This window comes from Marinomonas sp. G8-14 (assembly GCF_055808935.1).
Genome location: NZ_CM147891.1, coordinates 3,343,877 through 3,367,349, shown reverse-complemented (window position 1 = coordinate 3,367,349; position 23,473 = coordinate 3,343,877). Strand labels below are relative to the sequence as shown.

General features: G+C 43.9%; 16 protein-coding genes and 4 pseudogenes. 4 read left to right on the top strand and 16 right to left on the bottom strand.

The features are described 5' to 3' along the window. Nucleotides 1-44 precede the first annotated feature (44 nt). The 9 genes and pseudogenes from phoR to AC0L6V_RS17115 all read right to left on the bottom strand — a co-directional run bounded on the left by phoR (nucleotide 45) and on the right by AC0L6V_RS17115 (nucleotide 9,170). Entirely contained in the window at nucleotides 45-1,406 is a 1,362-nt protein-coding gene (gene phoR, locus AC0L6V_RS17155; RefSeq protein WP_265219589.1) for a phosphate regulon sensor histidine kinase PhoR, read from the bottom strand. After that, nucleotides 1,403-2,099: pseudogene (gene phoB, locus AC0L6V_RS17150) on the bottom strand (phosphate regulon transcriptional regulator PhoB). Before phoB ends, phoR begins: the two are co-directional and overlap by 4 nt. Nucleotides 2,100-2,183: 84 nt before the next feature. After that, a complete protein-coding gene (gene ubiA / locus AC0L6V_RS17145; RefSeq protein ID WP_265219588.1) occupies nucleotides 2,184-3,038 on the bottom strand; it encodes a 4-hydroxybenzoate octaprenyltransferase in 855 nt (284 codons plus the stop codon). Continuing rightward, complete coding sequence (locus AC0L6V_RS17140) at nucleotides 3,035-3,595, bottom strand: chorismate--pyruvate lyase family protein (RefSeq protein ID WP_265219587.1); 561 nt, start codon at nucleotides 3,593-3,595, stop codon at nucleotides 3,035-3,037. Before AC0L6V_RS17140 ends, ubiA begins: the two co-directional genes overlap by 4 nt. 6 nt (nucleotides 3,596-3,601) lie before the next feature. Continuing rightward, nucleotides 3,602-4,870, bottom strand: coding sequence for an HDOD domain-containing protein (locus AC0L6V_RS17135; protein ID WP_265219586.1), 1,269 nt, complete (start codon nucleotides 4,868-4,870; stop codon nucleotides 3,602-3,604). Nucleotides 4,871-4,955: 85 nt separating this feature from the next. Then, a complete protein-coding gene (locus tag AC0L6V_RS17130) occupies nucleotides 4,956-5,735 on the bottom strand; it encodes an amino acid ABC transporter ATP-binding protein (RefSeq protein ID WP_321160345.1) in 780 nt (259 codons plus the stop codon). A 22-nt stretch (nucleotides 5,736-5,757) separates the two neighbouring features. Further along, on the bottom strand, nucleotides 5,758-6,858 hold the full coding sequence (locus AC0L6V_RS17125; protein ID WP_265219585.1) for an amino acid ABC transporter permease: 1,101 nt from the start codon (nucleotides 6,856-6,858) through the stop codon (nucleotides 5,758-5,760). 10 nt (nucleotides 6,859-6,868) lie between these two features. Next, nucleotides 6,869-8,041 (bottom strand): amino acid ABC transporter permease, encoded by a 1,173-nt coding sequence (locus tag AC0L6V_RS17120; RefSeq protein WP_265219584.1) that lies wholly within the window; start codon nucleotides 8,039-8,041, stop codon nucleotides 6,869-6,871. A 106-nt stretch (nucleotides 8,042-8,147) separates the two neighbouring features. Then, complete coding sequence (locus AC0L6V_RS17115) at nucleotides 8,148-9,170, bottom strand: amino acid ABC transporter substrate-binding protein (RefSeq protein ID WP_418138453.1); 1,023 nt, start codon at nucleotides 9,168-9,170, stop codon at nucleotides 8,148-8,150. A 614-nt stretch (nucleotides 9,171-9,784) separates the two neighbouring features. On the opposite strand from AC0L6V_RS17115, the pseudogene lrp reads away from it, so the two are divergent. Next, a pseudogene (gene lrp / locus AC0L6V_RS17110) lies at nucleotides 9,785-10,262 on the top strand (leucine-responsive transcriptional regulator Lrp). Here the strand turns inward: lrp and AC0L6V_RS17105 are convergent. The 3 genes and pseudogenes from AC0L6V_RS17105 to AC0L6V_RS17095 form a co-directional block, all read right to left on the bottom strand. Then, a complete protein-coding gene (locus AC0L6V_RS17105; RefSeq protein WP_409418824.1) occupies nucleotides 10,259-10,936 on the bottom strand; it encodes a ComEA family DNA-binding protein in 678 nt (225 codons plus the stop codon). The pseudogene lrp and the gene AC0L6V_RS17105 overlap by 4 nt on opposite strands. A gap of 183 nt (nucleotides 10,937-11,119) precedes the next feature. Then, nucleotides 11,120-13,201, bottom strand: a pseudogene (recG, locus tag AC0L6V_RS17100) (ATP-dependent DNA helicase RecG). Between the two features lie 26 nt (nucleotides 13,202-13,227). Further along, nucleotides 13,228-14,133, bottom strand: coding sequence for a hydrogen peroxide-inducible genes activator (locus tag AC0L6V_RS17095; protein WP_265219581.1), 906 nt, complete (start codon nucleotides 14,131-14,133; stop codon nucleotides 13,228-13,230). 182 nt (nucleotides 14,134-14,315) lie between these two features. Between AC0L6V_RS17095 and AC0L6V_RS17090 the strand changes: the two genes are divergently transcribed. Beyond that, nucleotides 14,316-15,158, top strand: a complete 843-nt coding sequence (locus AC0L6V_RS17090; protein ID WP_265219580.1) for an NAD-dependent epimerase/dehydratase family protein — start codon at nucleotides 14,316-14,318, stop codon at nucleotides 15,156-15,158. A 95-nt stretch (nucleotides 15,159-15,253) separates the two neighbouring features. Here AC0L6V_RS17090 and AC0L6V_RS17085 read toward each other — a convergent pair whose 3' ends face one another. From AC0L6V_RS17085 to gmk, 4 genes and pseudogenes are all read right to left on the bottom strand, one after another. Then, on the bottom strand, nucleotides 15,254-15,640 hold the full coding sequence (locus AC0L6V_RS17085; protein ID WP_265219579.1) for a RidA family protein: 387 nt from the start codon (nucleotides 15,638-15,640) through the stop codon (nucleotides 15,254-15,256). A 49-nt stretch (nucleotides 15,641-15,689) separates the two neighbouring features. Further along, a pseudogene (locus tag AC0L6V_RS17080) lies at nucleotides 15,690-17,808 on the bottom strand (RelA/SpoT family protein). Between the two features lie 61 nt (nucleotides 17,809-17,869). Next, nucleotides 17,870-18,094, bottom strand: coding sequence for a DNA-directed RNA polymerase subunit omega (gene rpoZ / locus AC0L6V_RS17075; protein ID WP_012072045.1), 225 nt, complete (start codon nucleotides 18,092-18,094; stop codon nucleotides 17,870-17,872). A gap of 57 nt (nucleotides 18,095-18,151) precedes the next feature. Then, nucleotides 18,152-18,775, bottom strand: a complete 624-nt coding sequence (gene gmk, locus AC0L6V_RS17070) for a guanylate kinase (RefSeq protein ID WP_265219578.1) — start codon at nucleotides 18,773-18,775, stop codon at nucleotides 18,152-18,154. 288 nt (nucleotides 18,776-19,063) lie between these two features. Here gmk and AC0L6V_RS17065 point away from each other — a divergent pair, with 288 nt between their 5' ends. Next, complete coding sequence (locus tag AC0L6V_RS17065) at nucleotides 19,064-21,265, top strand: GGDEF/EAL domain-containing response regulator (RefSeq protein WP_265219577.1); 2,202 nt, start codon at nucleotides 19,064-19,066, stop codon at nucleotides 21,263-21,265. Between the two features lie 87 nt (nucleotides 21,266-21,352). Then, complete coding sequence (locus tag AC0L6V_RS17060) at nucleotides 21,353-23,203, top strand: sensor histidine kinase (protein WP_418138452.1); 1,851 nt, start codon at nucleotides 21,353-21,355, stop codon at nucleotides 23,201-23,203. Nucleotides 23,204-23,473 lie beyond the last annotated feature (270 nt).

The following is a 23,473-nucleotide window of genomic DNA, read 5'->3' as shown; positions in this document are numbered from 1 at the left end:
AATAACTAATCCCCTGTAGGTCGGCCTTTATGCTGACAACGTTTTTATTTTTCAATGCCCAATGTATTGGATGTATTTGTGCTTTCATCCGTAGGAAGAGGCAGCGCAGGAATCGTATCGTTTCGGGTACGATTCGCTGGGAAGTGACAAGAAAACGTGCTGCCGAAGCCTGGCTGACTGTGAATCTGCAGTTTGGCGTCGTGGTGTAATAACACGTGTTTTACGATGGCTAAGCCAAGACCTGTTCCACCAGTTTTTGACCCTCTCCCTTTGTCTACCCGGAAAAAGCGCTCCGTGAGTCTTGGAATGTATCTTGGTTCTATACCTAGGCCACTGTCTTTGACGGAAAAAACGCCGTTAAACTCACTGGATTCCCATTTTATGGCAATCTCACCACCGTCTGGCGAATACTTAATGGCGTTAACAATGAGGTTCGAAAAAGCACTGTAGAGTTCTTTATAAGAACCATATAAGCGGGCATCTTCTGGGATTGTCAGAGACACTGTGTGTTTATCGGTCAAAATAGGCGTAACCGTCTTTTGAATAGCCTTAACTAAATCACACACCTTATGCCACTGATTTTCCTCGCGTTTGTCGTTACTTTCTAAACGAGATAGCAATAGCAAATCTTCAATCAGTTGTTCCATGCGCTCAGATTGTTCAGACATGTTAACAATGCCTTTTTGCATACTTTTCGGCAGACTGTCTTTGAACATTTCTAACGTTTCTAAATACCCTTTTATCACGGTGAGCGGTGTTTTTAACTCATGGGAGGCGTTGGCGACAAAGTCTTTGCGCATTTGTTCTAGTAAGTGCAGTCGAGTGACATCGCGGACAAAAATGAGGTGATCGTTTTTGTCGTACAATGTAGTCTGGATTTCTAGGTACATGCCTTCTTTGGCGGGAGACTTTATGACTAGCGGTTCACCAAAGCGTTTTTGACTAAAGTAACGAAAAAAATCTGGATTACGTACAATATTGGTGATTGCTTGACCGCGATCTGTTGGGCGCTGTAAACCAAAAAAATGCGCCGCAGAGTTATTCCACCACTCTAAGTTACCTTGGTTATCTGCCATGATAACGCCTTCTTTTAAAGCGGTCGTGGAGCTTTCGATTCGTGTTAGGGCTTGGCGCATCCGGCGTTTGGATTTACGCTGTTTTTTTTGCAGACGATAGACAGCGTCAAAGACTTCGCCCCAGATACCACTGGCTTCGGGTGGTGCTGCTCGGCCAGAATGGCGCAACCAATCATGGAACTGATACAGCTGATACAGCTGCCAGTATAAAGAGCCTAATACATACAAAAGCAAAACACCCAACAAGTGCCCAAGAATTAGGCCAATGATAATGCTGGCGGTTAAACCAGCAAGCCACGCGATAATGGTGTTTCGCCAAATTGTTTTCATAAAGACCTTTTTGCTGAGAAGCGGTAGCCAGTTCCCCGGACTGTTTGTATCAAGAAATCATGAGTGCTACCAATGGCTTTGCGTAAGCGACGGATATGAACATCAACGGTACGTTCTTCAACGTAGACATTTCCACCCCATACCTGATCCAACAGCTGAGGCTCTTGAATACGCTCGTTCTTGATGAGTCATGAGAAATTTGAGTAGACGATATTCTGTTGGTCCCATATCCAAAGGACGAGTGCCTATGGTAACGCGTTGGCTAATAGGATCAAGCATTAAGCCTTCTATCTCGATTGGCTCATCAACGCCTTGAGGGGTAGCGCGGCGCAGTACGGCTTTTAGTCGTGCGACCAATTCTCTAGGAGAGAAGGGTTTGGTGATGTAGTCATCAGCCCCCACTTCTAAACCTTGAATTTTGTTATCTTCTTCGCTTTTGGCAGTCAGCATAATGACCGGTATTTCAGCCGTTGTGGTGTCTTTTTTTAGTCGGCGGGTTAGCTCTATACCACTTCCGCCAGGCATCATCCAATCGACCAAAATGAGGTCTGGACGGTGATCCACAATGATCTCATGCGCTTGTTGAATATTTTCGGCTTCCAGATACTCATAGCCTGCCATTTCAAGGGCAATGGCAATCATTTCACGTATGGAAGATTCGTCGTCAATTATTAATACTTTTTTACCGGTCACAGGATTTATCCTCATCTCAGGAACGGTTTCATTAAAGCGAGCAAATGTGACAATTCAATGACACTGTCACAACTTTGCCATATATTACAGAAAATAGCTTGTCACAAGACCGATAAAGAGGCAGTAACCAACACGGTTATTGTCTAAAAAGGAGCGAAAACACGCTTGGCGATCACGGTCTTTTGCTTGCCTCCATTGTTGATAAAATAGGCCGATACTGATGACGAGCGATACAAAGTATGGCCACTGTAATTTTGCTAATAAGCCAATCCATGTCAGTAAGGACAAAGTTAGTCCTTGCAGGCAAATAATGACAAATAAATCGTATTGACCAAATAAAATGGCCGTTGATTTTACGCCAATTTTTACGTCATCGGGACGATCCGTCATTGCATAATAGGTATCGTAAGCAATAGTCCAAAAGCAATTCGCCACAAACAGCATCCATAATTGCGGATCGGTGAGGTCGCCGCCCTGTGCACTGTAAGCCATAGGAATGGCCCAAGAAAAGGCCAGTCCTAAAAAAAGCTGAGGCAGATGAGTATATCGTTTCATAAAGGGATACAGTGCAGCAAGCCCCAGCCCCACAAATGACAGCAGAATCGTTCGCATGTCAGTAAACAGTACTAAAACAAAGCTTAAAACACAGAGAGCAGTAAATAAGGTAAGTGCCTCTTTTTCTGATACTCGACCCGATGGTAATGGGCGATGTTTGGTGCGCTCCACATGACCGTCAACTTTTCTATCTGCGTAGTCATTAATGACACATCCCGCAGAGCGCATGCTAAAAACGCCCAGCACGAAAATGAGGATTAAATGCCATTGTGGTAAGCCATCGGCCGCCAGCCATAACGCCCACAGTGTTGGCCAAAGCAGCAGCAAAGAGCCTATAGGGCGGTTAAATCGAGTTAAGTCTGCGTAGTCTTTAAGTTTGCTCATAACAATCCAAACGGTGGTGTTAGCTGGTTAATTTCATCAAAAAAAGCTTCATTGACTAATATTCCAGGGCCATATTGATGGAATACGGAACGTCTTGCCCACAAGGCATTCTGCTGATCGGGAAACATACGTTTTGGCAGCTGAGTGATTTCTATGTTACTGCGAATGAGCGATCTGTGTTGAAACAAATAACCACCTAAGGGTTTATTTTTTAACTGTTTTACCTGTCGCCAGTGGCCTTGTAAAGACCGAGCCGGAATAATAGAGCGAGCATAGATCACGGCTTTGTTATCTACTTTCAATAAAACCGTACGGATTCGAGCGGCTTCTCTGGGACGTAACTTTAAGCGCTTTTTTTCTCGAGCGGTAGGTGTGCCCCAAACTTCTTCAATAACCTCGACATCCAGCTTGCCAAGGCATTGTAGGGCCGCGGTTAACGACGCTTTAGTCATTAACCATGGCCAGATCGCTTTGGGAACCTTAGTTTTATTTACCCGATGAATCGGACACCAACGATAGTTAAATTGTTGGGCGGCTAATGGGTTCATGATAGTCATAACAAGCTAAGCGTTCATTTTATTGATCAGGGCGACCATTTTATGTAATTCGGTAGAAGATTGATAAATCTTGTCTCGACATGTCAGTGCCTCTTCCAGTGTTAGTCCCACCTCGACTAACACAGAAGGCTCGACGTCTTCTTCATTACGTAACTGATAGGCAATATAAAGTAATTTGGCCAACAATGCGTGCTCGCCATAATAATGTGGCTTTTTACTGTAACGAATCGCTGTCCAAATGTTGTCCGGTAGACTCCAGTAGCGTAGCAACCAAGATCCAAGTTGCTCTTTGGTAAAGTGCAGTATTTGCATTTCAATGAGTTCTGAAGGAAGGTGTGCATTCGCTTCTTGATAGCGTGATAAAATAGAGAAATGTGGTGGTAAAATCGTGCTGATGGCTAAATAACCAAAGTTATGGAGCAAACCAGCAAGGTAGGCATGGCCTAGTTTAGGGCGATTCTGCGCAGGCATGGCCTTTACCAACGATTCCATTAAAACCGCATTAGACACCGAGCCTAGCCAAAAATCTTCATAGTGACGCGGGCCATCCTCTGGTAGGTGGAAACCATTTCCCATAGACAGTCCCAGAGCTAGGTTCATTACCATATCAAAGCCTAAGACACGAATAACCGCGTCTTCGACCGATTCAATGTTACCAGGAGCGCCATAGTAGGGCGATGAGGCCCAACTAATCACTTGAGCTGCCAAACTTGGGTCTAATGCAATGACCTCACATAATTCATCGGTTCCAGCTGTTTTGTCCGTTGAAAGACGAATAATTCGGTGAGAGGACGCCGGTAATGGAGGAATTTCGAGGGTTTCTTCTAAACGTTGTTTGAGCCGAATAGATTGAAAACGTCCAAGTGCTTGAAGTATTTGTTCTTCGTCGTTTTCGTGATTTTCTACGGGTCGCTTGATGAGTTCATTGTGAATGGATATGTTCTCAAAACGATTCAATGGCCCAGAAAACATGTTTGTTAATTCTGATGTGTTGATGTCTCTATACTGCTCATCTGCTTTGGTTCGAATCGAAACGCTGGCTTCTTTTAATAGGCTGGCATCTAAAATGGTTGCTACTGTATTTGGCTTAATTAAAGGATCACCTGATTTATGGGCACTGGTGACTGGCTCAAAGCGGCGTTTCGTAAGTCGAGATATGGCAGAGATATCCAACATATGACTTTCAGGGAAAATGACTTGCAGACGGCCAGTATGATCCGCTAAATGTACAACACGTAGCTTTTGGCTTGTCTGACGATCTGGTGATGATTCCATACATTTTCTCTGTTAGATGACTGGCATAAAAAAGCCCCTTATGGGGCTTTTGTCAATATAACAGATTTTAACGCTTTCGTTCTGTCTAGTGGTTCAAAATTTGACTTAAGAACATTTGCGTACGATCGTGTTGAGGGTTATCAAAGAACTCTTGAGGCTTGTTCGCTTCGACAATTTCTCCGGCATCCATAAAGACCACTCGGTCAGCAACGGTTTTAGCAAAGCCCATTTCGTGTGTTACACACACCATGGTCATGCCTTCTTCGGCTAACTGAATCATAACGTCTAATACTTCCTTGATCATTTCAGGGTCAAGGGCAGACGTTGGCTCATCAAACAACATAATGCGAGGTTGCATACAAAGACCGCGAGCAATCGCGACACGCTGCTGTTGTCCACCAGATAGTTGGCCTGGATATTTCAATGCTTGGTTGGCGATTTTCACTCGCTCCAAGTAATGCATTGCCATTTCTTCCGCTTCCTTTTTGGGGGTTTTACGAACCCAAATCGGCGCTAGGGTCAGGTTTTCCAAAATGGATAAGTGTGGAAACAAGTTAAAGTGTTGGAAAACCATACCCACATCTTTGCGAATGGCTTCGATGTTTTTTAGGTTGTCGTTCATTTCAACGCCATCGACAGAGATAATCCCTTTTTGGTGTTCTTCTAGACGGTTGATGCAACGTGTCATGGTCGACTTGCCCGAACCAGAAGGACCACACACAACGATGCGTTCCCCTTTCTTAATACTAAAGTTGATGTTTTTTAGTACGTGGAAATCACCGTACCATTTATTCACATCGATAAACTCGATGATTGCTTCTTCGCCCGGCTCAAGTTGGGCGAGTGCCATGTTTCTATCTGTCATTGTAAAGGCCTCAAATTCTTAACTAATTCCGCTTGTGTCCGGTTTCTAACTTGCGTTCGATTGCCATACTGTAACGTGACATTCCAAAGCAGATAATCCAATAAACAAAACCAGCGAAGGCGTAGCCTTCAACCGTGGTTCCTAACCAGTTGGCATCATGGTTGGCGGCTTGGATACGTCCTAATAAATCAAACATACCGACGATATACACTAGGGTCGTATCTTTAAATAAACCGATAAAGGTATTGACGATACCTGGAATGACGAGTTTTAGTGCCTGTGGCAATATCACCAGAATCATTGATTGCCAATAGGTTAATCCCATCGCATCGGCTGCTTCGTATTGCCCTTTCGGAATAGCTTGTAAGCCACCACGAATAACTTCCGCCATGTAAGCGGCAGAAAATAGAGTAATACCGATTAAAACACGCATTAACTTATTGAAATTCATACCGTCTGGTAAGAACAGCGGAATCATGACCGAGGCCATGAAAAGAATCGTAATGAGCGGTACCGCACGAATGGTTTCAATAAAAACCACACAGACAGACTTTGCCACTGGCATGTCTGAACGACGACCAAGGGCAAGTAATACACCAAGAGGGAAGGAGGCAACAATGCCCACTACACCCAGTAATGTCGTTAAAAACAATCCACCCCAAAGAGACGTTTCTACCACGGTTAAACCGAATACACCGCCAGCGAACAGAAAGTAAGCCACGACAGGGTAAACCAGAATAATCGCCAGAGAAAGGTACAGCTTATTGATGGTTTTGATGGCAAAGGCCCCCACCAATAAAACAAGAAGGATCAAGGATAAATTGATGCGCCATGTTTCTTCTGATGGGTATAAACCATACATAAACTGTTCAAAATACACACCGATGAAAGCCCAGCAGGCTCCACCACCCGTACACGCGGCTTTAGAGTCACCTGAAAAAGTCGCATTAATCACGCCCCACTCGATAATTGGTGGCACGAGTAAATACAACACATAGAGACTGAATAACGTCAGCAAAACGTTAAGCGGCGACGACAATAGGTTCTGACGTAGCCATGCCAAGGCTCCCACCGAGTTAACTGGTGGTGGCAGGCTGGGTGATGGTTTAAATTCAATAGCCATGATCTGCCTCCTAGCGCTCAATTAATGACATTTTTTTGTTATACCAGTTCATGAACATTGAAATCGTTAAACTCAATGAACCGTAAACCAACATACACAAACCAATGGTTTCAATCGCCTGACCTGTTTGGTTTAGCGTTGTACCCATAACCACGGACACCAATTCAGGATAAGCGATAGCTGCCCCTAGGGAAGAGTTCTTCGCTAAGTTTAGATATTGGCTGGTGAGTGGTGGAATAATAACTCGTAGCGCTTGTGGTAATACAATCAAACGTTGAGTAAGGCTATCGCGAAGACCAAGTGAACGCGCGGCCTCTGTCTGTCCCCAGTTAACCGACAAGATACCTGCACGAACGATTTCAGCGATAAACGCACCTGTGTAGGTGGATAAAGCGATAAGCACTGCCACAAACTCAGGTGGAAGTACCATGCCGCCTGTGATGTTGAAACGGCTCTTTTCTGGAACATCGAACTCAATCGGGAAACCGGAAATGGCCAAAGCCAAGAAAGTAATACCGACAATCAAGCCTAATGATGACCAGTAGGCTGGAAACCACAAGCCTGTTTTGGTTTGGCGTTTTTTTGCCCAGATAACCAAAGCGATTGCCGCCACAATAGACAGGATAAAGCCAGCAATAACCACACCAAAACCGTCTTGGAAAATGGGGTTGGGTGAGTAAATACCACGCTTATTAAGTAGAAAGTCCGCGAACTCATAGCTGTTTGCTGGTGCGGGTAAAGCCGCTAAAACGGCAAAATACCAGAAGAACATTTGTAGTAGCAATGGCAGGTTACGTAATGTTTCTACATAAACAGTCGCCAATCTTGCCACTAACCAGTTATTGGAGAGACGAGCAAGGCCAATCACAACACCAATGACGGTTGCTAGTGCGATACCAAGTAAAGAAATAACAAACGTGTTGATTAATGCGACGGCAAAAGCTCGTCCGTAAGTACCAGAGTCTGTGTACTCAATTAGGTGAATGAGAATTGGAAAGCCAGCTGGTTCATTAAAAAAGGCGAAACCAGTGGAAATTCCTCGATTATCTAGGTTGTTTTGCAGGTTAGTAAAAAGAAAATAACCAACAAAAACCACAACGCTCAAAAGCAATAGTTGAAAAATGAGGGCACGAGTGCCGGCATCATTCAATAAGCTGTTATTAGGTTTTGTTTTATTGCTCATCTTAATTCAGGCAAATGAAATGCTCGTCAGATGTGTAAGAAAGGGGGAGAAACCCAGCGACAGCCTAGTCGCTGGGTAAATACCCGAAGCGGATTGCTTTTAGGTATTAACGTACTGGTGGCGCGTACATAACACCGCCTTCAGTCCATAGATTATTGATACCACGAGGAAGACCTACAGGTGTAGATGGACCTACGTTACGCTCAAAGACTTCACCATAGTTACCAACTTTAGCAATAATGTCATATGCCCAGCTAGCAGGTAGACCAAGTTGCGCACCCATGTCACCTTCTGCACCTAGCAAACGCTTGATTTCAGGGTCAATCGTCTCAGCTTTAATTTTTGCAACATTTTTAGATGTAATGCCCATCTCTTCAGCGTTTACCTGAACAAACATTGCCCAAGTGACAATGTCTTTCCACTGGTTGTCACCGTGACGAACCACAGGACCTAGAGGCTCTTTAGAAATCGTTTCTGGAAGAATAACGTGAGCGGATGGATCAGATAGTTTAGAGCGGTGAGCTGCTAGACCAGATTTGTCTGTTGTGAAAACATCACAACGGCCAGATGAGTAAGCAGATAGCGCTTCATCGGCTTTTTGCACAACAACAGGAACGTAAGACAATTTGTTTTTACGGAAGAAATCCGCCATGTTCAATTCTGTGGTAGTACCTTGCTCTGTACAAACCGTTGCACCATCAAGATCTTTTGCTGATTCAACACCAAGATCTTTACGTACCATGAAGCCTTGGCCGTCGTAGAAGTTAACCGCGGTGAAGTCTAGACCCAAAGAGGTATCGCGAGTGTAGGTCCAAGTTGTGTTACGAGCAAGGATGTCGATTTCACCAGATTGCAAAGCCGTGAAACGCTCTTTAGCAGACAGTGGGGTGAATTTTACTTTTTGCGCATCGCCAAAAATAGCGGCCGCTGTTGCACGACAAGCGTCTACGTCGATACCAGACCACTCACCGTTTGAATCCGCATTGGAAAAACCAGGAACACCTTGGCTAACACCACATTGAATAAAACCTTTCGCTTTGACATCGTCAAGCGTTGCTGCGGCTGCGCCAGTACTAATTGTAGCGGCGATTGCTGCTGTAGACAGTAGTTTACCAACATTCGATTTCATTATATTGAGCCTCCCAGGCGGTTGTTTTATATATGTTGTTATCTTGATCTTACTAAATTCTTAATTTCAGATTCCACGATCTGCGAATGACTATATTATTAGCGATTCCGTTTAAGTATTAAGCAAGCTTAGTGCCAACATTTGATTATTCTTGTTGTTAGGTATATGTAGACGATTCTTCTAAAAGGTCATCACATTCCCCTATAGAATTACTCTTTTAAGGAGTAGTCAAGGATAAAATGTCAGAAAAGAGGTGTGTGATACTTGTTTTTTGCACTTTTTGGGAGTTTAAGACGCTGTCTACTTACTTAATTAGTTGACTCACAGTCTTCATTAAAGTCAGTAAAAACAAGGCTCTGCAGACAAATGTAGGTTGTCTTTGCGCACAAATATAGGGCGATTTGTAGAAGCGGTGGATCTTTTTTGTGCTAGATGAATTTTTTGCATCATTTTGGTGCTGTTTTGAGATTTACTGTGCTTAATTTGAATACCCATACACAATATATTGAATAAAGCACTTTCCATAATCTGTAATCTGCGTGGTAGACTTAGAAAACATATTTTCTACCTTCCTTTGATATCAATTAAAGTCATGTAAAGGAGATCCACATCAGATGGATAACTCAGCAAAACCGCTTGACCGTTTAGATAAAAAAATTCTTCGAGAATTACAGATTAATGGTCGTTTATCTAATGTGGAGTTAGCGAGTCGAGTCGGGCTTCAGTGCGACGCCTTGTTTGGAGCGGGTGCGTCGTTTGGAACGTAATGGTTACATTACGGGCTACTGTGCTTTGGTGAACCCCAAAAAAGTGGATGCTGGATTGCTTGTCTTTGTGGAGATTCGTTTGAAAACAACCTCTCCAGAAGGATTTAATGAATTTAAAGCCGCTGTCACCGAGATTCCTGAAATTTTGGAATGTCATCTGATTGCCGGCGACTTTGAGTACCTTTTGAAAGCGCGTGTATCTAATATGGATACTTATCGTCTTTTGTTGGGAGAGACCCTGTTAACGCTACCCCATGTTCGAGAGTCGCGTACTTACGTTGCCATGGAAGAAGTTAAAAATACCACAGTGGTTAATATTCCCTAAACAGGGATGGCGGCAAGCACTTTTTTTAACATGCTTGGACCCATTCCTTTGACATTGAGAACGGCTTTTTCGGATTGAAACGGCCGTTCTTTCACTAATTTCTCCAGTACTTTCTTTGGCACTCCTTTCACGCTTAATAGCTTGTCTACTTTTGCTTTATTAATGGCGAGATAACCATCTGAATAGCCAGTGTTTTTTTTTATATTTTCGACTTTTTCTGGTGTTTTGGGTGTGGGTGCCTGGGCATCTTCTTGTTGGTTATTGGCAAGATGTATCGGATCGGAAGAGGGAATGACGCTTTTATAGTGGTTTTCAAAATAGACGGAATCGCACAAGGTATAATCGACGCCATTCCATTCGCTTAGTTGCAGGGCCAAGGACCAAGAGCCAGCGGGAGGTTGCTGAAAAATCAGATCGTAATAGCAATCACCAAGGAAGTGCTGGCCTTTTATTTCGCCAATTGTCGTCGAGGCAAGAATCGTCTTTGTTGTTCTATGATCGGAAGTTGTCGGGAATGCACATAACTGTAACTGTAGGGTGCCGCTGAGGTTTTCTTCCGCTCTATTGTTTTCAATACGATGAACAAAAATAAGAATACGGTCATTTTCGATTCGATAGCCACATCCCTGCAAATTTAAATGCGTATCCTGAAAAGCTTTATGTAAAGAGCCCATGTTCTTTCCTTATTGGCGAATCGATTAAGTGATAAAGCACTTAGAGCCCTTTTCTTAAGGGCTTTTTGCATTGCGTAATTTTTGATTAAATTTTACTCAGGTGCAAGCAAATACCGTTTGCTGGTCGATTTAAATTGAGGTTACGATGCTTCGAGTCAAGAATAGAAGACGCTCAAGTAGCATTTAGACGTTCAAGTACTGATCATGATTGGGTAGCCATCGTGATAGTAGGGGGAAATGGCGGCTGGGTAGCGGCTATGCAATATTACCGCGGCTTTTTGTACATCATCCAACAATCCTTTGTCTCTTTGTAAGTCTGCGACCTTAAACTCCCAGAGCCCCAGTTTGTCTGGTGCCGAGTAATTCACCAGGGCCGCGTAATTCCAGGTCTTTTTCAGCGATTTTAAAACCATCGCTGGTCTCACGCATGGTGGAAAGCCGCTCTTTGCCTTGTTGCCCTAATGGGGATTTATAAAGCAGCACACAATGGCTGGCGGTTTGCCCTCGACCCACACGACCACGTAATTGGTGCAGCTGAGCAAGGCCAAGTCTCTCTGGGTTTTCGATCACCATGAGACTGGAGTTTGGTACATCGACACCGACTTCGATCACCGTAGTCGCCACCAGTAGTTGAATCTCGCCCGCTTTAAATTTTGCCATAATGTCCGCTTTTTCTTGGGCTTTTAAACGCCCATGGACTAAGCCAATACGAAGCTTGCCAAGCTGTTCTTGTAGCAAAATGGCGGTGTCTTCAGCTGCTTGGCATTGTAAGGCTTCAGATTCTTCAATCAAGGTACAGACCCAATAGGCTTGTTTGCCTTCTTCGCAGGCGCTTTTCACACGATCAATGACTTCTTGTCGGCGTTGATCGGATACCACTATGGTGTTCACTGGTGTTCGGCCAGGTGGCAGCTCGTCAATGATGGAGCAGTCCAGATCCGCATAGGCTGACATGGCTAAGGTTCGTGGAATCGGCGTGGCTGTCATGATTAATTGATGAGGCTGGAAGCCATGTTTCATGCCTTTTTCGCGCAACGCCATGCGCTGATGTACGCCAAAGCGATGTTGTTCGTCGATAATCGCTAAGGCTAGGCGGTCGAACTCTACGGTATCCTGAAACAAAGCGTGTGTTCCAACAATAATTTGAGCCTGTCCAGATGCGATATCAGTGAGTTCTTTTTCTCTGGCTTTGCCTTTGAGCTTACCGATCATCCACGCCACCTTGAGTCCAAGCGGCTCAAACCATTGAGTGAAATTGATATAGTGTTGTTCGGCTAGAATTTCGGTGGGCGCCATAATGGCAACCTGGTAGCCAGCCTGTACAACAGACGCCGCCGCCAACGCCGCCACTAAGGTTTTCCCTGAGCCTACATCGCCCTGAACCAAACGCAGCATAGGATGACCTGAGCCGAGGTCGTTAAGGATCTCTTGAAAAACCCGTTGCTGCGCATTAGTTGGTGAAAAGGGAAGCTGTTGCAAGAGCCGTTGGCTTAATTCACCTGCGGCTTGTACTTTGATGGCAGCATCTTGTTTGGCTTTTATGCGTTTGCCAATTAGAGAAAGCTGGTGCGCCATGAGTTCTTCAAACGATAGTCGGTATTGTGCTGGATGACAGCCAGATTTGAGTAACTCTAGATTGGCCTCTCTTGATGGATGATGAAGAAACTGAATGGCATCAACCAGAGGAGGAAGGCTGAATTGAGTGCGTATCTCGTCAGGCAGCCACTCTTGTAAATTGTAGGGTGTTAAACGTTCTAAGGCTTGTGCGCAAAGTTGACGAATTTTCGTTTGTGTCAAACCATCCGTCAGTGGGTAAATCGGTGTCAGTTGTGCGGTTTCTTCTTGTGTTTCGTCTTCCCCAATGATCTTGTATTCAGGATGATAGATTTCAAATCCTGTGCTGCCACGGCGAATCTCACCAAAGCAGCGTACTCGTTTACCGGCTTCCAGTTGCTTTTTTTGCGCAGCGGAAAAGTGAAAGAAGCGCAGACACAAGGTGCCAGTGTGATCTTTGATACGACACAGTAAACTACGACGTTTGCCCATTTTGATTTCAGCGCCTGTGACTTGGCCCTCGATAACGGCTTCATCGCCAAAGCGCAGTTGCCCTATAGGAACCACACGTGTTCTGTCTTGATAGCGGATGGGCAGATGAAACAGCAGATCTTGTACTGTGTTCAAGTGCAGCTTTGCCAGTTTTTCCGCCATCGCATCGCCAACACCCTTTAGCTCACGAACGTCTTGAGTGTCTAATCCATCGGTCATGCCTACTCTCTACAAATCCAATTGTTCTACAGGTCTAGCTGCTTACAAGCATCACGGATAGACTGGCTAACGGCTTCAATCGCTTTAGGACGTGGGAAGCTCGCTCGCCAAGCTAATGCCACGGTACGTTTGGGGGCCGGTGCGGTAAAAGGTCTGACTTCTAGCATGTCATGATTAATGTTCATCACCGCCGATTTAGGCAACACAGTGACGCCTAAGCCTGATGCGACCATGTAGCGAATGGTTTCTAATGAGCTACCGTTAACGATAGTGCGGCCGTCGCCAAACTCGTTTTCGTTAACCAAAGGACAAGCTTCCAGTACCTGCTCACTAAAACAGTGGCCTTTACCGAGTAACAACAAGTTGTCAGTTGATAACTGATCTGTATCTATGCTGGCCAATTTGGTCCATGGATGCGATTTCGGCATCAGCACCATGAATTCTTCTTCGTAAATGGGTTGTGTTACCACATCCGGTTCACGAAAAGGCAGCGCCACGATGATGGCATCTAATTCTCCATTACGTAGTTTAGGGCGTAAGTTTTCCGTGAGGTCTTCTTCAATGATCAACGGCATGCCTGAGGTGATTTTATGCAAAGACGGAATCATAAAAGGAAACAAGTAAGGTGCAATGGTAAAAATAGCACCGACTTTGAGAGGGCCTTTTAATTGGTTCTTTCCCGACGAAGCGAGTTCTTTGATGGTATTGGCTTGATGCAGTACACGCTTTGCTTGGGTAATAATTTGTTCCCCCAGCGGTGTGACATAAACTGAACTTTTGCTGCGCTCAAAAATCGCCACGCCTAGCTCGTCTTCCAGTTTTTTGACGGCGACGCTAAGAGTCGGTTGTGACACATGGCAATCCAGTGCTGCTTGTCCAAAATGTTTTTTTTCTGCCAGCATTACAATGTATTTCAATTCCGTTAATGTCATAACACACCTTTTGCTTAAGCTTTTTCATTGTTAATAACTATGATAATACATATTTTGATAAAGTATACTCGTTCCTTTTTTATTGCTGAGTATTTCTTCCTTAGAATATCTGTCAGTATTCCACACAGTAGTGCGGCAAAAGTTTTATAGCGTTCGCGTTTAACGTAGTTTGGAGAAGGTTAATGGCAAAGGTTCTGATCGCAGGTTGCGGTGATTTAGGTTCTGGTGTAGCCGCTGAATTGGTGAAAAACGGTCATGAGGTGACGGGAATTCGTCGTACAAAAGCCCATTTCCCAGAAGGCGTGGTGGGGATCACTGGTGACCTACTGAGCATGACAGATGGCAACTTACCTGATGTGGATGTGGTTTTCTTGATTATGACCCCCAATGGTCGTGACGAAGACGCGTATCGAGCCGCATATTTTGACACCGCGCAAGTGTTGATTCGTCGATATAAAACCCTGGTGAAACCGCCCCAAGTGTTTTTTGTGTCCAGCACCAGTGTATACGGACAAAATCAAGGTGAGTGGGTTGATGAAACAACGCCCGCTATCCCTTCATCAGCAACGGCGACAGTATTGCTTGAAACCGAGCAGGCGCTTGCTGCCGTATTGCCCAGTGTGACGGTGCGTTGTTCCGGTATTTATGGTCCAGGGCGATTTCGATTATTAGAGACGGTACTAAGTGAAAAGGATTGGGAAGCCAACAGTTGGACCAATCGTATTCATCGGGACGATGTGGTATCAGCACTGGTAACCTTAGCCAACATAGCGTTTGAGGGGAAAGACTTACCCAAACAGGTGATTGTGACCGATCAAACACCGGTTTCTATGTGGGAAGTGAAACTTTGGTTAGCAACCTGTCTAGGTGCAAGGGTGGCCGTAAAAGAGAGTAATCAATTTGTTCCAGTATCCGGAAAGCGTATACAGGGCCAATACCTTTTATCACAAGGTTGGGTGCCGCGTTATCCGAGTTACGTGGTGGGCTATCATGAGTTGTTGCGTGAATTTAACAGGACGCGATAAATCAGCAGTGCGCTAGTGATTAGGTACAAGGTCGCCATAATAAAAAAAGAGGCCGCGGCCTCTTTTTTTACGTGACAAGCATGGGTTTGAAGAGATTAGTCTTCCAACACCATGATGCCTTCGATTTCTACCTGAACGCCTTTTGGCAAAGCGCGAACGCCCATTGCTGCGCGTGCTGGGTAAGGCTGCTTAACGAACTGCATCATTACCTCGTTTACGGTGGCGAAGTTGCTTAGATCGGTCATGAAAATATTAAATTTCACTACGTTCTCTAGAGAACCACCCGCTGCTTGGCAAACGGCTTGTAAGTTTTTGAAGACTTGTGTTGTTTGCTCAACGATATCTTCACTGATGACTTCCATGGTTTCAGGAACCAAAGGAATTTGACCAGACAAATACACAGTATTGCCAGCACGAACGGCTTGTGAGTATGGGCCGATAGCAGCCGGTGCGTTTTCAGTGTGAATGACTTGTTTTGACATAAATGAGCATCCTATTTTAGAAGGTCAGTAAACAGTAAATAAAGGCCAATTAACGCCCTACAATGGTTTCCCTTGTGACTTTCTCGACACAACGAACAGCTTTTATGCGACGCATTACATCGGCTAAGCCAACGCGACTGGAGATAGTAATGCTTAACCGTAAACGACTGACTCGGCCACGCTCAATAATATCGAGATTTGACACTTGGAAGTCTGTGTCGCTGATTGAGCTGGCGATTTTCGCCACCGCACCACGTTCGTTGATATAAGTGACGATGAGGCTAATGTGTAGCTCTTCTTCGATTTCTTTGCCCCATGCCATATGAATAAAACGTTCAGGTACTCGACAAATGGTCCTGAACATTCGGGCAATTAAGGTGGTGGATAATAATGCCTTTATCAACTTGGACATAGCCAACAATCGGATCACCGGGAATCGGGGAGCAACATTTCGCATAGGAAATCAGCATCCCTTCAGAACCGTTCACCTTAAAGGACTTCGGGGTCACCAAGGTATCTTCATCAATGTTGGGGAACAGCTCTCGGGCAACCAGATAGCCCACATGGCGGCCTTTACCGATGGATTCTAGTAAGTCATCCATGGTGGCGAGCTGGTGGTTGGTCAGCACCTGCGCGATTTGCTCAACGGTCAATTCATCGATATTGGTTTTAAAGGCATTAAGAGAGCGAGTGAGTAGCCTATGACCAATGGAAATGGCGTTTTCTCGCTGTTTGTCTTTCAAATAATGACGAATGTTGGTGCGTGCTTTACCCGTAATCGCAAAGCTTAACCAAGCCACATTTGGCTGGGCGTTTTTGGCTGTGATAATTTCGACGGTCTGCCCACTTTCAAGCTGTGTGCTTAATGGCGCGAGACGACGATTGATACGACAAGAGATACAAGTATTGCCGATTTCAGTATGGACGCCATAGGCAAAATCAACGGGTGTTGCCCCTGAAGGTAACTCGATGATTTGGCCATTTGGAGTAAAAACATACACCTCGTCAGGGAACAGATCGCTTTTCACGTTATCAACAAATTCGACGGGGTTACGTGCTTTTTGTTGAATTTCTAATAAACTTTTCACCCATTTTGTCGCGCGATCGTGATTGCTTGGCATATTTGAGGAGCCGCTGACTTTATAAGCCCAATGCGCAGCAATACCATTATTGGCGACCAAATCCATTTCTTCTGTACGAATTTGGATTTCCATAGGTATACCATTAGCACCCAACACCGTGGTGTGTAGAGACTGATAACCATTGGATTTGGGAACCGCTATGTAGTCTTTAAAGCGGCCTTCGATGGGTTTAAAGAGGGCGTGAATCACGCCTAAAATTCGATAACAGCTGTCATGGCGATCGGTCACGATGCGCACACCCATGACGTCCATGATTTCATCCAGAGAACGGCGCTTCTTGTCCATCTTCTGATAAATGCTGTAAATATGCTTTTCGCGAACACTGATGCTGGCTTCGATATAGTCTGCGGCCAATTCGGAGCGAATCGTATCTTCAAGTTTCTGAGTGTCTTTAATGCGCTGCTGGCCATACTTTTTATGGATGGCTCTTTGTAACATGCGCGCGCGCATTGGGTAATAGGCTTGAAAAGCGAGGGATTCTAGATCAACCCTAACATTGTACATACCCAAGCGATTGGCAATGGGCGCGTAAATATCCAAGGTTTCGCGAGCGATACGACGCTTTTTATTTGCTGGCATGGCATCCAATGTGCGCATGTTATGCAAACGGTCCGCTAATTTCACCAAGATAACGCGAATGTCATCGGCCATGGCCATGGCCATTTTTTGGAAGTTATGGGCTTGTTTTTCGACTTGGCTGTTGAATTCCAAATGGGTAAGTTTACTTACGCCATCCACCAGACCGGCGACACCTTCACCGAACTGCTCAGTGAGCGCTTCTCGGCTAATACCAGTATCTTCAATTACGTCGTGCAGTAAGGCCGCTGTCAAACCATCACAATCCATTCGAAGTTCAGAGAGAATTTCGGCGACGGCGAGAGGATGGGTGACATAAGGCTCGCCACTTTTGCGCCGCTGCCCATCATGGGCTTGCTCGGCATAATAGTAAGCTCGCTTTACCTTAGAGACTTGCTCGTAAGGTAAGTACTGACTCAATGTCAGTGCTAAATCTTCAATGGTATACATCGCTCACCTCACATTGGCAAAAAAGAAGCGCGACAATTTGCAATGAGCGACACCATAGAGATTAAAACTCGTGCAATGGGCGTTTTTGCTGATCAACATTTTTTGCGTTGATTAGGTTTTCCGCTATTTCACGTAGTGCAACTACAGTCACTTTGTCGCCTTCTAAAGGCACTTTTGCGTCTTCGCCGCCAGTCGCAAGTTGACGAGCGCGTTTTGATGCGACCATCACTAGTTCAAAGCGGTTATCAACGTTTTCTAAACAATCTTCTACGGTAACTCGAGCCATTTTGACCTCTGTGTTCGGTTATCTATTTTTCCAAGGGTAATTCTACTGAACGGCTTCTTATAATGACAAGAGATCATTTATAAGATTGCCATATTTTTGCTGCATAACAGGGGTTTTGGAGCGCATGGCCATAAAAATGGACGACATTTCTGCAAGCGCCGTATCAAAATCGTCATTCACAATCACAAAATCGTATTCATGGTAATGAGACATTTCATTGACGGCCTTTGCCATACGTCGGTGAATAACTTCATCGGAATCGGTCGCGCGTTTGCGAAGACGTTCTTCGAGAGAGGCCAAAGAGGGCGGTAAAATAAATACGCCGATGGCATCAGGGTAAAGTTGGCGGACTTGTCGAGCACCTTGCCAATCGATTTCTAAAATCACATCAAGGCCTTGCTCTAACATGCCAAAAATCGATTCTTTTGAGGTGCCATAGTAATTATCAAACACTTGAGCGTGTTCAAAAAAAGCGTCTTCCGCAATCATATCCAAAAAGGATTCATCATCGATAAAGTAATACTCTCGACCATGTTCTTCACCAGCTCGCGGTGCACGTGTGGTATGAGAAATGGAAATACGTACTTGTGAATCTTGGCTAAGAAGTGCTTTGTATAAGGTCGATTTACCAGCCCCAGAAGGAGCCGATAAGATGAATAAATTGCCTTTATGTTTGTCCATGAGGTTCTTTTAATCCGCCTTTTTTGACTTTGTTGCGTTTTACTATATCACAAACAAAATGCCTGCTAGTGAGTTGAGTATTATTGACGATATTGGCGCTTTTTGACAGGGATGTTGTCGAGTGTTCAAGCCGAGTTTTGATTTTAGCTGACAACATTCTATTAATTCAGTGGTCATTAATAATTCGTTACAAAGTTTTTTTGTTCCAGATGCATTTTTTATAAACATGACTAAGCTTGAATGATATGAATCCAACAGATAAATGCTAAAACAAGGAAGGGAAATACAATGGATTTACCCTACGAAAAGAATTCACTGAAAGCAACCTCTACACGAAGAAACTATTGCAAAGTCTTATCCGTTGAAGATGACCCTGATTACCAAGAAGCGCTGATGAATGGTCTTAGTGCGCTTAATTATGACGATAAACAGGTGGAGTTTCTGACCGCATCATCTGCGAGTGAAGCCGCGACAGTTATCGCTGCCAATCCTGATATATCGGTTATGTTTCTTGATGTTGTCATGGAAACTGATGTCGCTGGCTTACGCTTAATCCGGACGATTCGTGACGTTATTGGCAATGATTTGGTACGCATTGTTTTATTAACTGGTCAACCAGGTATGGCCCCAGTTAACGATCTTATTGGTCAATACGATATCGATGACTATTGGTGCAAATCTGACCTCACTCAGGCGCATTTACAAACTATCGTACTAAGTAACTTGCGTACTTGGGAGCACCTTTCTGATATGAAAGAGGCTCGTCATGGTATGCAATTGTTATTGGCTTCCAGTCAACGAATCGCATCAAAGAACGACATTACCGACTATACACGCTCTATTTTGGAAGAAATTGGCTTACTGTTAAAAATGAGCAGCGGCGGCATAGTGTGCTTTTTCCACCCAGAAGAAGAACATTTAGAGAAGGCCTTAATTGTTGCTGCTTGTGGGGAGTTTTCGTCTCATATTCATCAATATTTTCTATCAGTAATCCAAGAGAGCTTTTTAAGAGACGCTGTGGCGTTAGCCAATACACAAAAAAGTCATGTGTTTCAGGATGGCTTTTCTGTGCTGTATTTCTCTAATAAGGAGTTAGAAGATCGCGAATACATGGTGGTGGTAAAGCTAGATCGAAATATTGCCGTCAATGAAATTAATTTACTTCAGGTCTTTTGTGAGAATATCAGTGCAGGTTTCCGCAATGTTGCCTTGCATAATAAACTAACCAATCTGGCTTATGTTGAGCCTACTTTAGGGATCCATAATAAAAACTGGCTGGTTCGTGAAATACACAATATGTTTTCGTGGGAGCGTCAAAAAGCGACTTTATTGATGCTCTACGTGGAAGATTTAGCTTATACAGAGTCTGTTTTAGGGTCTAAATATTGTGATCAATTAACGCTTTCTCTGTACGATTATTTGAACCACTTCTTTGATAAAGCGGTCGATATTGCCTTGCTTGAGCGAGATACGTTGGTACTGATTGTGTATGACGATCAGGATTACAATGAAACGTCACTCGAGAATATTATCCATACCAGCATTGAAGTTGAAAACTCCTTACATTCTCTTGATTTGACCGTAAGCTCGGTGAAATTTTCAGACTTTCCTAATTATGAGCCAGAACAATTAGTCAGTGTCGGAAAAAGTACCTTAGAAAGAGCAAAATACGAGAGAGTGTCATACTTGGCTTTTTCTGAAACCCTTGCGTCGGAAATGTTTGGGCGTTATGAGTTATTAAAAGATCTACGAGAAGCCATTTCGGATAATCAGATCCACGCTTATTTTCAGCCTAAATTTAGCTTAAAAAATAACACGCTGATTGGATTTGAAGCCTTGGCGCGATGGGTGCATAAAAATGGGCAGTTTATTCCGCCAGATCAATTTATTGCGCTAGCTGAGAGCAGTGGTCTGATTGATAAATTGGATCAGCAGATGTTGCGGCAATCTTGTGAAGCGATTAATACACTTAAAAATTTAGGTATTAACGTACCTATTTCTGTGAACGTTGCAGGCAATGAAATCATTCGTCCTAATTACTTCGAAAACTTTAAACGACTGCTTGCAGAAGAAGGTGTGTCGAATGAAATGATCGAGTTAGAAATTACTGAGTCCCAAATCATTGAAGAAAAAACTAATATTAACAAGCATTTATCGAACCTCAAAGCATTAGGTATACGAGTCAATATCGACGATTTTGGGACGGGCTATTCTTCTTTAGCGTATTTATCTACTTTATCGGTTTCAACTATCAAAATTGATCACAGCTTTGTGTGGCGCATGGAAGAATCCGAGAAAGATTGGGAAATACTGAAGATGATCATCGAACTAGGAAACTTTTTGGGGTTAAGTGTTATTGCTGAAGGTATTGAGACTGAGCAACAAAAAACGCATTTGCTGGCTTTGGGCTGTGAGGATGGCCAAGGTTACTTATTTGCTAAACCTATGTCATTAGACGATACAATTAGTTGGATTAAAGCGGGCTTGTAACAATATGGCTTTTGGTAAACGGATGTCACAAAAATCATTACTTTGCATGTATCTGTCGGGTATTTTTGTTTTTATAGTTTTGCTTAGTTGGGGCAGTTATCGTTTTTTTTAGACAATAAAATTAGCCAGTTAGCATGGAATGAATCAGAAGTATTGTCTCGTAGTGCCAGTGTTTTTAGCCGTGAAATGGGGCATATTAAGCGAGTTACGTTGCTGTTACACAACAGCATTAATGCTCGCCTATCTTCTCAGAATGCCGCTTCTCAAAACTCAGCCCTTGTTCAAGGCTTGTCATTATCACAGAACGAAACAACAATCCCCGCTGATTGGGAGGCTCAGGTGGTGGATGAATTCAATCAATTTGCTCGAACATCTAGTCTTATTTCCCAAGTTCGCTGGATTATGCCAGATGGCCAAGAGCACATTCGAATCAACTCTCAAGCGGGTGTTATCTATCGTGTGCCAGAAGGCCAGCTACAAAACAAATCAGATCGGCATTATGTGCAACATGCGCCAGATAGCAGCAACGAGGTCTATATTTCTTCTTTGGATTTGAACATTGAAAATAAAGAAATCGTCCGTCCTTTTCAGCCAACGGTTCGTGGTGTCATCAGAGTGAATGGCGAAATACCAGGGATTCTGGTGGTGAATTATGATTTGAGCAAACTGTTTGAGCTTATTCGGACTTTTAGCCGTGACGGTGTGTATTTAGAAATACTAGATTCCAATGGCGATTGGGTTTTAGCAGCCGACAAAAACCTCGAATGGGGCGGCATACTTCATCCTGATAACTTGAGCTTTAATATCAAAACGCGTTTTCCGGTTATTTGGCAAGAAATGGATGTAGTGGATGGATTAGAGCGAGTTTTTGATGATGGCCGTTTGTGGAGTCTATTGAAGCTGCATATAGACGAAGAGGCAGATGTTCAGAACTCACAAACGCCATCTTTGTATTTTATTGCACGCTCTAACTATGAAGAGTTTTCTGCCTGGCGAGCGAGGTTAATCTTTAGCATTATTGGTATAGCAGGCGTTTTCTTTGTTTTGATAGCATGGTTGGTTTGGCGGCAAACTACAGCTCAATTTGAGACCTATCGATTACTTAAACTGGTTCAGCAAGAAAAAGCACAAGCGGAGCAGGTTAACCGTAAACTGAATCTAACGAATAAGCGCTTAGTGGATCTTCAGGACGAGCTAGTAGAAAGTAGCAAATTATCTTCTTTAGGACTGATGGTGGCGGGTTTAGCTCATGAAATGCATACACCGCTTGGAGGCGTCAGAATGGCGTTATCTTCATGTAAAGTCTGGTTAGATAAGGAAGCTAAACAGCATCCTTCTGATGGTCTTGAAAAAATGGATGGGTCATTGTTAATAGCGGAAAAAAACCTTGTTCGTGCTTTGGATGTGGTTTCTAGTTTTAAGCGCATTGTGTCCGACAGGACCGCTCAGGATGTGCAAGCCTTTTCCTTTCATAATGTCGTTGATGACATCTTGTTTACTTATAAACCGATTCTAAAAAAACGTCCTGATATGCGTATTGATGCTGACTGTCCAGAAGGCATCGAGATGCTAGGTTACCCTGGGGCCATGTCTCAAATTATTCAAAACCTTATCGATAATGCGTTAGACCATGCTTTCCAGCGATTGGATAAAGGCGTTATTACCCTTACGGCTAAAAAAGAACAAGATAGCCTCATTCTTGTTATTAGCGACAATGGCATAGGCATTTCGTCAGAAATCAAAGAGCATATTTTTGATCCTTTCACCACGACGGGTCGAACCAATCAACATACAGGACTAGGGTTACACCTAGTGAGTCAGTGGGTAAATGCACTGATGAAAGGGCGAGTCGATGTGGTATCTGAGTTAGGTGTTGGAACGACATTTACCCTAACAATTCCCCTAAAACAGCATGAAGATGAGGAGTCAGCGAGCTGACGAATTTTAGCAACTTCTGTCATGCCTCCTTTGTTGTAAACAGGTTATTCTGTCGTTACTCAATGAATTGACAGACGGAACGAGCGATCAATAAAGCATTATGAAAGCGCATACTGGCGGTATGTGATTACATATATAAGCATTTAGACGATGATCTTATCGTCGAAGCGTTATGTGATGTAGCCTGTTTCTCTAAATACCATTTTCACCGACAGTTTACGCATTTTATGGGTGTTTGTGCGTCTAGCAGCTACGCTTAAAAAGAGCATC